This window comes from Paraburkholderia sp. BL10I2N1 (genome assembly GCF_004361815.1).
In the GTDB taxonomy this organism is placed as follows: Bacteria; Pseudomonadota; Gammaproteobacteria; order Burkholderiales; family Burkholderiaceae; genus Paraburkholderia.
Window position 1 is genome coordinate 4252937 of sequence record NZ_SNWA01000001.1, and the last position, 12907, is coordinate 4265843.

14 protein-coding genes are annotated in these 12907 nt (G+C 63.4%); 7 read left to right on the forward strand and 7 right to left on the reverse strand.

Annotation, left to right across the window (positions count from 1 at the left end; genetic code table 11):
- Positions 1-305: 305 nt before the first annotated feature.
- The 4 genes from rluB to B0G77_RS19875 all read right to left on the reverse strand — a co-directional run bounded on the left by rluB (position 306) and on the right by B0G77_RS19875 (position 5779).
- Positions 306-2108: a 23S rRNA pseudouridine(2605) synthase RluB gene (gene rluB, locus B0G77_RS19860; protein WP_133663654.1), complete on the reverse strand. Its 1803-nt coding sequence runs from the start codon at positions 2106-2108 to the stop codon at positions 306-308.
- Between the two features lie 62 nt (positions 2109-2170).
- Positions 2171-3268: an SMC-Scp complex subunit ScpB gene (gene scpB / locus B0G77_RS19865; RefSeq protein WP_133663655.1), complete on the reverse strand. Its 1098-nt coding sequence runs from the start codon at positions 3266-3268 to the stop codon at positions 2171-2173.
- 285 nt (positions 3269-3553) lie between these two features.
- A complete protein-coding gene (locus B0G77_RS19870) occupies positions 3554-4771 on the reverse strand; it encodes a pyridoxal phosphate-dependent aminotransferase (RefSeq protein ID WP_133663656.1) in 1218 nt (405 codons plus the stop codon).
- Positions 4772-4876: 105 nt separating this feature from the next.
- The gene (locus B0G77_RS19875; RefSeq protein WP_133663657.1) at positions 4877-5779 is read right to left on the reverse strand and encodes a LysR family transcriptional regulator; all 903 of its coding nucleotides are present in this window, start codon (positions 5777-5779) and stop codon (positions 4877-4879) included.
- Positions 5780-6186: 407 nt separating this feature from the next.
- Between B0G77_RS19875 and B0G77_RS19880 the strand changes: the two genes are divergently transcribed.
- Positions 6187-6588 carry a transposase gene (locus B0G77_RS19880; protein WP_133663658.1) on the forward strand — a complete coding sequence of 134 codons (402 nt, stop codon included), beginning with the start codon at positions 6187-6189 and terminating at the stop codon, positions 6586-6588.
- Positions 6589-6889: 301 nt separating this feature from the next.
- On the forward strand, positions 6890-7144 hold the full coding sequence (locus tag B0G77_RS19885) for a hypothetical protein (protein ID WP_133663659.1): 255 nt from the start codon (positions 6890-6892) through the stop codon (positions 7142-7144).
- A 268-nt stretch (positions 7145-7412) separates the two neighbouring features.
- Here B0G77_RS19885 and B0G77_RS19890 read toward each other — a convergent pair whose 3' ends face one another.
- Positions 7413-7733: a hypothetical protein gene (locus tag B0G77_RS19890; protein WP_133663660.1), complete on the reverse strand. Its 321-nt coding sequence runs from the start codon at positions 7731-7733 to the stop codon at positions 7413-7415.
- A 312-nt stretch (positions 7734-8045) separates the two neighbouring features.
- Between B0G77_RS19890 and B0G77_RS19895 the strand changes: the two genes are divergently transcribed.
- From B0G77_RS19895 to B0G77_RS19905, 3 genes are all read left to right on the forward strand, one after another.
- Complete coding sequence (locus B0G77_RS19895) at positions 8046-8699, forward strand: YdcF family protein (protein WP_243751054.1); 654 nt, start codon at positions 8046-8048, stop codon at positions 8697-8699.
- Positions 8700-8927: 228 nt separating this feature from the next.
- Positions 8928-9164, forward strand: a complete 237-nt coding sequence (locus tag B0G77_RS19900; RefSeq protein WP_133663662.1) for a hypothetical protein — start codon at positions 8928-8930, stop codon at positions 9162-9164.
- A gap of 177 nt (positions 9165-9341) precedes the next feature.
- A complete protein-coding gene (locus B0G77_RS19905) occupies positions 9342-9599 on the forward strand; it encodes a DNA-binding protein (protein WP_133663663.1) in 258 nt (85 codons plus the stop codon).
- A gap of 147 nt (positions 9600-9746) precedes the next feature.
- On the opposite strand, the gene B0G77_RS19910 is transcribed toward B0G77_RS19905, so the two are convergent.
- Positions 9747-10037 (reverse strand): putative quinol monooxygenase, encoded by a 291-nt coding sequence (locus tag B0G77_RS19910; RefSeq protein ID WP_133663664.1) that lies wholly within the window; start codon positions 10035-10037, stop codon positions 9747-9749.
- Positions 10038-10310: 273 nt separating this feature from the next.
- Here B0G77_RS19910 and B0G77_RS19915 point away from each other — a divergent pair, with 273 nt between their 5' ends.
- Positions 10311-11585 carry an EAL domain-containing protein gene (locus B0G77_RS19915; RefSeq protein WP_133663665.1) on the forward strand — a complete coding sequence of 425 codons (1275 nt, stop codon included), beginning with the start codon at positions 10311-10313 and terminating at the stop codon, positions 11583-11585.
- Positions 11586-11637: 52 nt separating this feature from the next.
- Here the strand turns inward: B0G77_RS19915 and arfB are convergent, their stop codons facing one another.
- The gene (gene arfB, locus B0G77_RS19920; protein ID WP_133663666.1) at positions 11638-12042 is read right to left on the reverse strand and encodes an alternative ribosome rescue aminoacyl-tRNA hydrolase ArfB; all 405 of its coding nucleotides are present in this window, start codon (positions 12040-12042) and stop codon (positions 11638-11640) included.
- A 190-nt stretch (positions 12043-12232) separates the two neighbouring features.
- Between arfB and B0G77_RS19925 the strand changes: the two genes are divergently transcribed.
- Complete coding sequence (locus B0G77_RS19925) at positions 12233-12877, forward strand: VC0807 family protein (protein ID WP_133663667.1); 645 nt, start codon at positions 12233-12235, stop codon at positions 12875-12877.
- Positions 12878-12907: the final 30 nt, after the last annotated feature.

The following is a 12907-nucleotide window of genomic DNA, read 5'->3' on the forward strand; positions in this document are numbered from 1 at the left end:
GAGATGCTGAACCGCTTCGGCCAAAAAAAAATGGGCTAAACGCCCATCATCCTATTGCCGGTGGTCGCACCTGAGCCGCACTTGAAAAGCCGCACGCCCAGCGACTCTGCGATTGTAGCATTTTTCGGTACAAACGCAAACCGCGCAATGCTTGCGCAGCGCGCACTTCAGCCTGATTTCACAGGAATCTTCCGTGCTGCTGCGTCCTCACGAAAGCGTGACAGAGAAGCCGGAGCAAGCCATCGCCCGAGCTGCGGCGGCACCGAGGTCAAGGCGCTGTCGCCGCATTGACCTCATACACCGGTTTAGCGGCTACGCGGACGGTTACGCGGGCTGCCGCTGCGCGGACCACCGCGATTGCCCGCCGCGTTGGGATTGCCGCCGGCACGAGCGCCACCGTTGCCGCCCGGCGTGCGGTTGCCGCCGCTGCCGCCCGCGCGGTTAGGATTGCCGCCGGCAGCGCGATTGCCACCATTGCCCGAGGGTGCACGGTTGCCATCGACTTCGCGTCCGCCACGCGGACCCGCTCCGGGACCGCCGCTACGCCCCATGCCGGCACCGCGACCACCGCCATAGCCGCCACCGAGGCCCGATGACGCCCCGCCGCCGAAGCCTCCAGCCGCACCACGGCGACCGTGGCCGCGCGGTTGCTGGTCCGCCAGACGGCCGTGCGACATCAGCACGGGCTCACGACTGATAAAGCCCATCGACGTCTGCATCGGATCCGGCTGCCGGCGTTCCGGCGCCGCATTGCGGCCGCCCTTCTCTTCGCTCGGCGCCTTAAGACCAACCGACGCCATCAGCACGCGCACCTGGTTTTCTTCCAACTCTTCCCAGCGGCCGCGCTTCAAACCCTTCGGCAGCGAAATCGGACCGTGGCGCGTGCGAATCAGCCGGCTGACCATCAGGCCCGCGGCTTCGAACATGCGGCGCACCTCGCGGTTGCGTCCTTCGGCTAGCGCGACGTGATACCAATGATTCGTGCCTTCGCCGCCGCCATCGCGAATGCGCAGGAAATTCGCCGGACCGTCTTCCAGTTCGACGCCGTGCAGCAGCTTTTGACGCATGCCCTCAGCCAGTTCGCCTACGACGCGCACCGCGTACTCGCGCTCAACACTATAGCGCGGATGCATGAAGCGGTTAGCCAGGTCGCCCGAAGTGGTCAGCATCAGCAGACCCTCGGTATTGAAGTCGAGGCGGCCCACAGCGAGCCATTTGGCGGTCTTCATCGGCGGCAGCTTGTCGAATACGGATGGACGACCTTCCGGATCCGCATGACTGACGATCTCGCCGGTGGGTTTGTGATACAGCAGCACGCGCGGCGGCTTGTTCTGGAGCTTGCGTTTGACCGGCTTGCCGTTGATGCGAACCTGGTCGGTCGGCATAATTCGCTGGCCAATATGCGCCGGCTCGCCGTTGACGGACACCCGCCCTGCAACGATCAGCTCTTCCATCTCGCGGCGCGAGCCCATTCCGGCTTCAGCGAGCACCTTGTGCAGCTTCGGCGCGTCGTCGTCCGGCGACAGCACGCGCTTGGGCGCCTGCGGACGCCCACGACGCAGCATCGGCGCACGCACGCCACCAGTCGCGCTGTTGTCGGCGTCGAAAGCCGGCGAAGTCACGTATGAAAACAGATCGTCCTGTGAAGCCTCGCTTGCGGCCACCACCGGCGGCACGTCGCCTCGGCGGTTCTGGCGCTGACCGCCTTGCCGCTGACCACCCTCGCGCGGCGCGCCTTCGCGCACGGCGCCCGGCCGCTTGCCGCCGCCACTGTTCCTGCGCGGCCCCTGACCGCTGCCGCCACCCTTGCGCGGCATCCGCGCCTGCGCCACGACTTCGCCGTCCGGCGGCGCTTCCGCCACCACCGGAGCAACGGGATCCTGCGTGGACGCGCCTTCGGCGCCCTTCGCCTTCGCCCCCGCGCGACGGCGCGCGATCAGGCTACGTGGGCCGCGACGCAGGCCGCGACGCGGACGGTCTTCGCCGTCGGCGCCCGCGCTCTCGCCACTGCGCTGACTCTCGCCGGCCGACGTCTGCGCCTCGCGCGTTTCGTCGGAGCGTGCGGCGCGCTCAGATTCGGACGAATCGGTGTCGTGGGTATGTGTCAAAACAACCTCAAAATGTCAGGTCGCGCGCGCCCGTTGCGGGCGCGGCAAATAGTTCGGTTACGTCAGGCGCTGCGCGACTCGGTTTCGTCGTCAGTCAGGAGGCCTGCGTCCCGCACGGCTTCGCGGCGATCATCATGATCGTCGTCGTGTGCCGCACGTGTCGGGTTCGGCTCAGCGGCGGGCTCTGCGTTGTCTGCAACGCGAAGATCGCCCGAGTCGTGCGCGGGTGCTGCTGGATCGGCCTGGGAGACCCGATCCTGATTTACTTCCTGCCCGGTAATGCCCATGGCTTCCCCGGTGTGCGACTCAATATCTGCTTCAGCGGTCTGCGACGATACCCCTGCAGCCGCAGCGCCGTGTTCTTCGCGAGCGACGGCTTCCATTGCATGCGAAGGCCGGGCGGGTTTGTCTTCACCCGCCGCCCCGGGCGCCCGTTCGGCGTCAAACTCGACGCCCGTCGGACCTTCTGGCAGCGCCGCGGCTTCCGCGTCGACATGACCTGCAACAGCCTCCGGCAACTCGCTATTTTCGTGCATCGCGTCCGCAACGACGTCCGGGGCAACTTCGGCTACGGGTTCGCCGCCTGGCATTTCACCGTCAGCGAATTCGATCGCATGCTGGCCAAGGAGAGTCACATTCAGTTGCGCCGACGGGTCGTCGAGAGGCGGAAGTTCATCAAGCGCCTTCAGCCCGAGGTCATCGAGAAACGAACGCGTCGTCGCATACAGCGCCGGACGCCCCGGTACATCACGATGACCGATGACCTCGATCCACCCACGATCCTCAAGTTGCTTCACCACCTGCGTGTTGACCGTCACGCCGCGAATCTCCTCAATGTCGCCGCGCGTGACGGGTTGCCGGTACGCAATGATCGCAAGCGTCTCGAGCACGGCGCGCGAATATTTCGGCGGCTTCTCGGGATGCAGACGATCGAGATACGAGCGCATCGCAGGCTTGCTCTGGAAGCGCCAGCCAGACGCCAGCCCCACCAGTTCAACCCCGCGACCTGACCAGTCCTGCTTCAGGTCTTCGAGCAACGTTCGAACCGTGTCTGCCGACACACCGTCGGCAAAGAGCTTGCGCAACTCGCCGAGCTTTAACGGCTCCTGCGCGCAGATCAAGGCAGTCTCGAGGACGATTTTCGCCTCTTGGGTATTCATGCAGCCAGGTCGACCTTATGAGTTAGGGTCAAAGGACCGGATCAGACAGACGATATGGAACTGAAGACGCGCTCGCCCGATTCTGATCGGTCATATTGATGGGAGCACGCACCGGGGGGAGGCGAAACAGGCTAATCGAGCCAAGCCCAGCCGGACGGATCAGCGAAAATCCTGTAAGGAATCGCTTGACTGAGCGCCATCTTACGCAAAAATATCCGGTGCGTAAAGACGAAATACGGGACGTACTCCGGCGCTCAGGTGCGTCCCGTCTTCACCCAGGGCCGCTCAGCGTGCACCGTGTTCGCGCAAAAAGCGCTGCAGGCGCTCCACACCGGCATCGAGTCGCGCCGTATCGCACGCGTAGCACCAGCGCACGAAGCCCTCGCCTTCCGGGCCGAATGCACTGCCCGGCGCGAGCCCCAGCCCGACCTCGCGCACCAGCGATTTGCACAGTTCGAGGCTTTGCCCCGCACCCGGCAACGAGAAAAACAGATACATCGCGCCCGGAGGCGCCTTGACATCGACGCCCGGCAAGGCGGACAGCGCCCGCACAAGATGGTCGCGGGAGGCGCGCAGCCCGGCGACCAGATCCTGTGTAAAACGCTCGCCGTGCTGTACGGCCGCGATACCGGCCTGCTGCACGAACGACGGCGCGCACGACGTGTTGTACTCGACGAGTTTCGCGAGATCGTCCATCAGCGCGGTGGGAGCGACGATCCAGCCTAGCCGCCAGCCCGTCATCAGCCAAGCCTTCGAGAATGAATTGACACAAATCACGCGTTCGTCGCGCGCAGCCAGATCGAGAAACGACGGCGCGCTGCCGGCGCGCTCGTCCGGGCCAGCCGGATCGCCGTAGTAGAGACGCTCGTAGACTTCGTCGGCGACGATCCAGATGCCGTGGCGACGACAATGTTCGAGCACCGCGCGCTGCTCTTCGCGGGTCATCACCCAGCCGGTCGGATTATTAGGTGAGTTGAGCATCAACAGGCGGGTATCCGGCGTGAGCGCAGCAAGCAGCGCTTCCAGATCGAGCGTCCAGCCCGCCGCACCATAACTGAGCGCGACGGTATGCACATGGGCGCCAAGGATTTTCGGAATTTCGACCAGATTCGGCCACAGGGGCGTCACCGCGACCACCCGGTCACCCGCCCCAACGACGAGCTGGGCCGCCAGCATCAACGCGTTCACGCCGGCGCTCGTGACCGCGACGTGCTCGACGTCGGTGGCTCCGTGCCGCGCGCTCACGTAGTCGGCGAGCGCTGCGCGCAGCGGCGCGATGCCCAGATTGTGCGTATAGAAGGTCGCGCCGGCGCCAAGCGCGTCGCTTGCCGCGTCGCGGATGAACTGCGGCGTGACCCGGTCGGACTCGCCAAACCAGAACGGCAGCACATTGTCGACACCGAAGCCCGCGTTTGCTACCTCGCGAATCTGGGAAGACCGCAACGCGCGCACCGCGTCGCGGGCATGGGGAGAAGAAAGCTGGGGCAGATCCGCTGTGCTCATCGAGGCATTCACGTCGGTGGGGTTGATTGATCGAAAAGCGTCAGTTTAACGGTTCGCCGAACGCCCGCGACGGCAAGCCGGCATCCGTCCCAGGCCGCGCCGTTCTCAGCGCAAGTCTTCGGCCCGTGCAGGCAACTGCCGGATCACCCCCCAAACTGCCTCTGCCGCAGGAGATAGCGACCGGTCGCGGCGCCGCACCAGTTCAACCGTTCGTTCCGCGCGAGGCACGAGCGGCCGCGCGACCAGGGACGAATCCGCCGGCACCGGCAACGCGAGCCACGGTAACACGCTGACGCCGATACCCGCCTCCACCAGCCCGAACACGGTCGCCGGGTGCCCGAGCTCCTGCACCACGGTGGCCTTGACGTCATGCTGAGCCATAACGACATCGATGATCGGCCGGCTGCCAGATGCATAGTCGAGCATCACAAGTCGCTGCCCCTCGAGATCCGTCCAGGCAACCTGCTGCTGCGCAGCCAGCGGATGGTCGCTGCGAGCCACGAGGCAGAACGAATCGGTCATCAACGATTCGCTCGCGAGATCATCCGCGGAAAACGGCCCGATGATCACGCCGAAATCGACCTCACCCGACTTCACCTTGCGCACGACGTCGCTCTGGACGTCGTCGCGCAAGCCCAGCGTGATGAAAGGAAACTGCGTACCGCACCCTGCTATCACCTGCGGCATCAGCCGGCAGGCGACCGTCGGGCTTGCCGCCACCACGACGCGTCCGCGCCGCTGCTCGCCCATTTCGCGGATTTCGCGCAAGGCGTCGTCAAGATCGGTCAGGAGCCTCGACACACTTGCAATCAGGTTGCTGCCGACATCGGTCAGTTGCACGTCGCGTGTCGTGCGGTCGATCAGCTTCAGCCCGATTTCCGATTCAAGCTCGCGCACGCAGCGGCTCACGGCGGATTGGGTGAGCCCGATCTCATCCCCCGCGCGGCTGAAACTCTGTAGTCGCGCGACCTCGATAAAGACCCGCAATTGTCGCAGCGTCACATTCATCCATCGATCTCATAGATATCAGGCATTGATGCGCATTCTATTGTTTCTTTCGGCGGAAGCCCATCGACGACTATTCGCTGCAATGCAGCAATAAAGCGCAAACGCACGCTGGGCGGGCCTGATTGCACAAGATTGGTGATTGTCCCGATTTGCGAAATGGGTTTTTTGGATTCTCATACGCCCCTGGCTAGCGCCCGCGCTGGCCTGTTGCCACGGGGTTTCAAGGGGGTTGCAGGGAGGAATGGCACGCTTCCTGCATAAGGGTATGCACTGGGTCGGCGCGGGTTGCCGATAGTTCATTCCAATCGCCGTGGCTTGCCCGACCCCGCCTGGCACTCGAGATCGGGTGCATGAAGAGTGCGCGGCGCGGGGCAGCGCACCGGAGTTAGCTTCGCTGAGGTGAAAACATGATGCTGTTCGACGATTTGAAAGACAACGAGTGGGCGCTGGTCGAGGCGTTGTTCTGTGCGGAGCCAGCACGCAGCGAACGACGCGGTCGGCCTCGCGTGGAAGCGCGCGCGGTTGTCAATGCCGTCCTGTGGGTGCTGTCCACAGGCGAAGGCTGGTCCAAGCTGCCGGGCCGCTATCCGTCGCCGCCGACGTGCCGCCGCCGCTTCGACGAGTGGCAGGCCGATGGTACGCTCGCCGAAATAGTCAAGCGCCTCGGCACGAGCGGCCGGGAAATTTCGCTGCGCGGCCGGATCGGTGCTACAGCAGCGAAGCCGCCTGCACCGCCGAGCCGCGATCGTCTGCGCGGCGCATTCTGGACCAATCCGGAATCCTGGCGTGCGCCGGTGAAAATGGCCTGAGGCCGACCCCACGCCATCGGGCGCTTTCGGGCGCCCGTTGCGTATTCATCGCGTGACCTGCTTTCGGGCGCGAACGACAGGTTTGCGCCACTAACGCTGTTTTCGCCTAGGCGGGGCAACTCGCCGACACTCAGACCGCAGCAGACTGCCAGACTTCCACCTCCGTTGTAGGTGCGACCGACTACGTATTCAGCACCTGACGAAACATCTCATTACCATTATTTACAGCAGGCTTTCGCTCCCAGGCATACCGTACGAGTATGCGAACAAGCCCTATCAGGCGGCTTGACGGGAGCCCATCATGAAACCAGTGTCCATGCTTCTGTGCGGCATTGTGGTTTCATCGCTTGCTGCACCGGCGCTGGCCCAGCAACGCCCGCAGGGCTGGAACTGGCGTCCGGAACATCCAGCCAGCATTGAAGCCTGGCAGCAGGATGATGCCCGCGGTCACGCATTCACACCGCCTGCGCCGCGCGGTGACCTGCGCGGCGACATTGCCAGCAATGTTCGCGAACGGTCCGAACCGCCTCGCGACGGGGGGCAGCGGCGTCGGTGAATCTACGGCTGGGGTTATCGAAGCAGAGCGACTGGACGGAGGATCGAGGCGGATTCAGTTCGGGCGTGCGCGGAAAATCCCCCGTCAAACAAACGAGGCAAACAATGACGGGAACCACTTTGAAACCGTTGAGGTCTCACTCAAGCCATAAGCACAGCGTGGCAAAGTAGTTCCGGTATGCCCGTATCTTGCGATACGGGCTTTTTTTTTCGCGCACCGGTCTCGAGGCCGGTGTATTCGCCGGCTTCACAGATAGTCCGTGGCGGTGTCAGGGGCGCGCTTCGAGCGCGGTCGTACTCGCTTCGCGGACCAGAGCGACGTAGTCGTTCATCCGGTGGGCCTGCCAGTTCAGCGAACGTTCGTCACGTTCGAGCCGCGCAAACTCTGCCCGGCCCCGCTCGGTCAACACCGCAATGTCCACCGGAGCGTGAAAACCCGGCGCGGGTGCCACCGTGCGCTGGCGGACCGTCTCCATGAGGCCCAGCGCGCGAAGATATTCGAAAACTCCGGGACGTCGCGCCCAGGGCACCTGGCGATATTGCGCCCGCCGCAGCGCTTCAAGTACAGCTTCATTGGAATACGTGGTCATCTCACATCTTTCTTAAAGTGCAGCCATGACACAACTTGCACGACACCTCATCATCGCGCCACCGACAAGAGGCGAAGCACCGGATCTGCCCGATGTTCCGTTTGTCACCGGGCGCTGCCTGTAGAATTCAGAACCCCCGTCAGAACGCGCTTTTTGCGTTCCCTCCACGTGCCGACGATGCAGCCGGTCCCGGTGCGATGGCTGGCGCGAGGATTGTCCTGAAAGTCATACGTTACCCCATTTAAATTGATTCTATTCACTTTATTGGCGCTTTTTTTTGCCGCTTTCGCGCTAATGCGGCGGTTGCGTCCGATGATTGCCATCGCTGGCCTGACGCTCTTCTGGTTGCTGTCGGCGGGATGGTTGACAGCACCGCTGCTCGCCTGGGCTCAGGCCGGCGTGCAGCCGGTTGCGCATGCAACTTTCTCAGGGCGCCCCGCAATCATCCTGCTCGGCAGCGGCACCGAATACGACGATAACGAACACCTCATTCCGAAACACGATGGCTTCGCCCGAATCGAAAAAACCGCCGACCTGTACACGATCTGCACGCGTATCGCATCCCACTGCACGGTGATCGTGAGCGGCGGCAACCCGCAACGGCACGAAGCCGCCGAAGCAGACGTCTATCTGCCCTGGCTGCTGCGCAAGGGCGTCGCGCGACCTGACATCATTCTTGAGAACGCAAGCCGTACCACGTACGAAAATGCAAAGTACGTCACCCCTATTCTGGCCCGCGAACATTACGATTCGTTGATACTGGTCACCTCAGCTCATCAGATGCGACGGGCATTGCTGGATTTCAGGCGCTTTGACATCACGCCGCAGCCTGTCGTGTCGAACACCCGTCGCGCCCAGACGGGCGTGTTGCCGCGCTACGCCAATCTCGTCAATGCAGAAATCGCCATGCATGAATTGATCGGTATTGCACAATTTCACGTCTATCGGGCAATCGGCTGGTTTTGAGCGAAGTGGGACCCAAGGAGTACCCGCCCCTTCCTGAATCCACGCGCGTCGGCTCGCCGCCTTGCACAACAAGGCCGATGACCTCAGCCGGTAAATGTAACCAGATGTAACGATCCGTGAATTCTGTTACAACCTGCCTACTGGAGCGGATATTGCTGGCTAGAATGCAGTGTCTTTCCGATTGGACAGGCATTACTCGGGTCCATAAACCACTCTACGGAGGTAGCGATGAAAAAAGTGTCCCTGGCAGTCCTGGTAGCCCTTTCCGCGATGACGGGCGCGGCTTATGCGCAAACGGACAAAGGCATCACGATGAGCACCGATCCGGCCAAGGCAGCTGAATTCGAGCAACACGCACAGGACGTGCAGTCGAAACAGCAAGCCATGGAAAGCGCGCCAGCCATGCCGCAACACAAGACGATGCACCACAAGAAGCCCGCCAAGCCGATGGCCGCCAGCGAATAACGAATGACAGGAATTACGGGTCAAGGCCCGGCGTCGCGGCATGCGCCGCGCAGGTAGAAAAGCCGAAGCCGGCGTAACCGGCTTCGGCTTTTTTATTGCCGGAGGACGGGGGACGGTATGCTAAAGTCGCGCACCGAACCAACCCCAACCCGTGCGCACCCTGGTGCGGAGGACAGAATGAGTAACATCCAGCTGGACATCGAATGGACTGAAGCGGCATCCCGCAAGATCGAAAAACTGATGCCGCGTGGCAACCAGGAAGCGTTCCTTGCACTGCCGCCCGTCGAATGCCTGCCCATGGAAGGCGACGTGCTGTTTCTGGGCCCGGCGGGCAAGCAGCAACCGTTTATCGTCGCCGAACGCCAGTACCACCACGAGGGCGACGCGGACTGGACCATTATTCTGATCCTCGACGTACCGCAAGCCACGCACTAAGCCGGCCGTTCCACCCGGCGATGGATGAAGGCAGGCACGCGTCCGCCTTCATTCACCCCGTGAGCGATGAGGGTAGCGCGGCCAGCAATATCCGCTCCGCGACGCCTGAACGGGCTCCGCGCTTCATCTATCCGCCCCTTCCGCCGTTCAGGCGATCTTCGACACCACGCGAATTTCCGCTTGCTCGACCCAGTCCGCCACCGCCTGTCTGCAGGCCGATATATGGGCTGACTTCGCGTGTGCCGCCAGCGCCGCCTCGCTTTCCCATCGTTCGACGAAGACGAAGCGACGCGGCTCATGCAGATCCTGATGCAGATCGTATTGCAACGCGCCCGCCTCGCTGCGCGTCGGGGCCACGATACCTTCGAGCGCGGCGCGCAACTGCACCTCATAACCAGGTTTCGCCACCGAGATTGCCACCACTGCAATTTCCGCCATGCCCATCTCCTTTGAAAAAGCAGCAGGATACCCGGCACGCCGCGAACGGACAGAGCGCAGTGTGATGCCCCGAACACTCGTAGGGGGAAATGACCTGATAGACTGGTTGATGACCCAATCCATGGCAGACGTCTGGCGAAGCAGGCGTTGACTTGCGCGTTGGGGACACAGGTTTGACCGCTCAGGCGATGCGGATCGTCGCCGACCCTACGCGGTATCCGCGCGCAGCTGGCAGCGTTTTGCAGCACTGCCTTGTCTACACAGCGAGCCATGATGTCCACCGTCGACGAACTGACGCTCCCCCGCCTCCTTCCCCGTATCGTGCGGGATGGCGCCGGCTGGTCGGCCAACTGGCGTTCGATCACGCTCTATAGCGTGTTCCAGCCGGTTCTGTCGATCACGCACCAGCGCATCGTCGGCTACGAGGCGCTTTTGCGCGCGACTGATCCGGCGGGCAACCCGGTGAGACCGGACATCCTCTTCGCGCAGGCCGAAGCGCATGCCAATGCGCCCATCCTGGACCGTCTGTCGCGGTGTCTGCACGTCGCGAATTTCGTCGAACAGAAGATCGACACCTGCTGGCTCTTCCTCAATGCACTGCCGCAGGTCTTCGAGACACGCTGGCCGCATCGCGCTTTCATCGACGAGCTGTCCGCGCATTTCGGGCTGCCGCACGAGCGCATCGTGATCGAACTGCTGGAGCAGCCCGCTGGCGACGAAGCCGCGGTCGCGCGCACGCTCGCGGCCACGCGGCCGCGCGACTTTCTGATTGCGATCGACGATTTCGGCACCGGCTTCTCGAACTTCGACCGCGTCTGGCGTTTCCGGCCGGATATCGTGAAACTGGACCGGTCGCTGATCGCTCGCGCGGGCAAGCGAGAGGGTGACGAGACGCTGATGACCCATCTGATTGCCATGCTGCATCAGGCGGGAACGCTCGTTCTCGCGGAAGGCGTCGAAACCGACGATGAACTGATGATCCTGATGCAGGCGGACGTCGACTTCGTGCAGGGCTTCTGGTTCGGACAGCCGCAGACTTCGGTGCAAGCCGCGGGCGCCGCCGCGCCTTGCCTGATCGAATCGATGTGGCAAAAGTACGCCGCCTACGATGTCGCGAACGCGCGTTATCAGCGGCTCGGTTTCGAGAGCTTTGCGGAAGCCGTCCGCGCCGGCGCCATGGTGTTTGCCGCGACCGGCGATCTCCCGCAGGCGGCTGAACATGTGTTCCGCGTGAGCGAAGCGCGCCGGGTCTTCGTACTCGATGCGAACGGACTCCAACAGCGGCCGTCCGTCGCTTCGCACGATGTCGGGCCGCCGCCAGCGCGGCTCGCCCCGCTCTTTCCCGACACGCTTTGCAACTGGTCGCGACGCGCCTACTTCCGGCATGCACTGGCGGCTCCCGGGCGGGTCGCGATGATGGGACCGCACTATTCGCTGACCGAGGGCGAGGACTGCTACACGACCGCCATCGCGATCAACGGCAAGGACGGCCTCGAAGTGTTCTGTGCCGACTTTCTACCCGACCGTTCGAGGGCCGGACCACGCTGACTTCGCCCCGGGCTCCGCGCTCCGCGAAGAGACAACGGTGGGGGACAAGAGATCAGTCGCTCACACGTCCACGCCCGGCCTTGATCTCACTACGCTTTGACTTGCCTTCGAGCCGGCGCATATTGGACGCGCGGGTCGGACGCGTGGCGACGCGCGCCTTGCGGGCCACGCTGACGCTCTGAATCAGTTCGTCCAGACGGGCGAGCGCCGCTGCGCGATTCATTTCCTGGGTCCGGTGCTCCTGCGCCTTGATGATGACCACGCCATCGCGTGTCAACCGATGATCGGAGAGCGCGAGCAGACGCATCTTGAGTACGTCAGGCAACGAAGATGCATGCACGTCGAAGCGCAGGTGAATGGCGCTCGACACCTTGTTGACGTTCTGTCCGCCCGCCCCTTGCGCACGCACGGCAGTCAGTTCGATTTCGTTTAGCGGGATTGGGTAACGTGAGATCATGGCGGCTGGTTGGGCGGCGAAATACAAGTTTCGCACAGACTATTGCAGACCTCGACGGCGCCTGGTGGTTCGATTCACGCACGCAACAAACGCACGCCGCAAGCCGGTGACAGGCAATGCCCAGCCTGTCCCGTGCTCGCGAAAACGTGGCTGGTCGCACCTGACAACCTTCTCCGCGATACCGATCGAAATGAAACTACGCGCGAGCTTCCTCTTCGAGCTGGCAGTCAACCTGGTGTTACCGTGGCTTGCCTACCGGCTCTCGGTCCCGCATTGGGGAGAGACGGGCGGGCTGATTGCATCCGCCGTGCCGCCGCTCGTCTGGAGCGCGATTGAGCTGGCCCGCTTCCGGCGTGTCGATGCGTTGAGCGTGATGGTACTGCTCGGCATCGTACTGTCGATTGCGGCGATGGCGCTTGGCGGCAGCCCTCGCATGTTGTTACTGCGTGAATCGCTCGTGTCCGGCGCAGTCGGCGTCACGTTCCTGTTTTCGCTCGCGATGCCGCGACCGCTTGTGTTCTATCTGGCACGTGCCACGGTCGCGCGCGAAATGGCTGACGGCGCAGCGCGCATTGAAGCATTGTGGCACGAGCGTCCCGCCTTTGTGTCCGTGCTTCGGCTGATGACCGCCGTCTGGGGTGCTGGCCTGACCGGCGAAACCACCCTGCGCGCGTGGATGGCGATGACGTGGCCTGTCGAGCGTTTTCTCGTCGTATCGCCGTTTATCGGCTACGGCATCTATGGCGCGTTGCTGCTGTGGACCGTGTGGTACCGCAAAGGGATGCGTGATCGCGCCACAGCCGGTGGCGAAGAGGCCGATGGCGTCACGGGCTGAGCCGCCCTCGCACCTCCGCGTTGCCAGCCT

What these genes read in the sequence shown, in the direction of transcription:
- B0G77_RS19885 (WP_133663659.1), top strand. Translation starts at nt 6,890, where the DNA reads ATGAAACCAGTGTCCATGCTTCTGTGCGGCATTGTGGTTTCATCGCTT.
- B0G77_RS19870 (WP_133663656.1), bottom strand. Translation starts at nt 4,771, where the DNA reads ATGAGCACAGCGGATCTGCCCCAGCTTTCTTCTCCCCATGCCCGCGAC.
- B0G77_RS19900 (WP_133663662.1), top strand. Translation starts at nt 8,928, where the DNA reads ATGAAAAAAGTGTCCCTGGCAGTCCTGGTAGCCCTTTCCGCGATGACG.
- B0G77_RS19915 (WP_133663665.1), top strand. Translation starts at nt 10,311, where the DNA reads ATGTCCACCGTCGACGAACTGACGCTCCCCCGCCTCCTTCCCCGTATC.
- B0G77_RS19910 (WP_133663664.1), bottom strand. Translation starts at nt 10,037, where the DNA reads ATGGCGGAAATTGCAGTGGTGGCAATCTCGGTGGCGAAACCTGGTTAT.
- B0G77_RS19895 (WP_243751054.1), top strand. Translation starts at nt 8,046, where the DNA reads ATGATTGCCATCGCTGGCCTGACGCTCTTCTGGTTGCTGTCGGCGGGA.
- B0G77_RS19880 (WP_133663658.1), top strand. Translation starts at nt 6,187, where the DNA reads ATGATGCTGTTCGACGATTTGAAAGACAACGAGTGGGCGCTGGTCGAG.
- B0G77_RS19890 (WP_133663660.1), bottom strand. Translation starts at nt 7,733, where the DNA reads ATGACCACGTATTCCAATGAAGCTGTACTTGAAGCGCTGCGGCGGGCG.
- scpB (WP_133663655.1), bottom strand. Translation starts at nt 3,268, where the DNA reads ATGAATACCCAAGAGGCGAAAATCGTCCTCGAGACTGCCTTGATCTGC.
- B0G77_RS19905 (WP_133663663.1), top strand. Translation starts at nt 9,342, where the DNA reads ATGAGTAACATCCAGCTGGACATCGAATGGACTGAAGCGGCATCCCGC.
- B0G77_RS19925 (WP_133663667.1), top strand. Translation starts at nt 12,233, where the DNA reads ATGAAACTACGCGCGAGCTTCCTCTTCGAGCTGGCAGTCAACCTGGTG.
- arfB (WP_133663666.1), bottom strand. Translation starts at nt 12,042, where the DNA reads ATGATCTCACGTTACCCAATCCCGCTAAACGAAATCGAACTGACTGCC.
- B0G77_RS19875 (WP_133663657.1), bottom strand. Translation starts at nt 5,779, where the DNA reads ATGAATGTGACGCTGCGACAATTGCGGGTCTTTATCGAGGTCGCGCGA.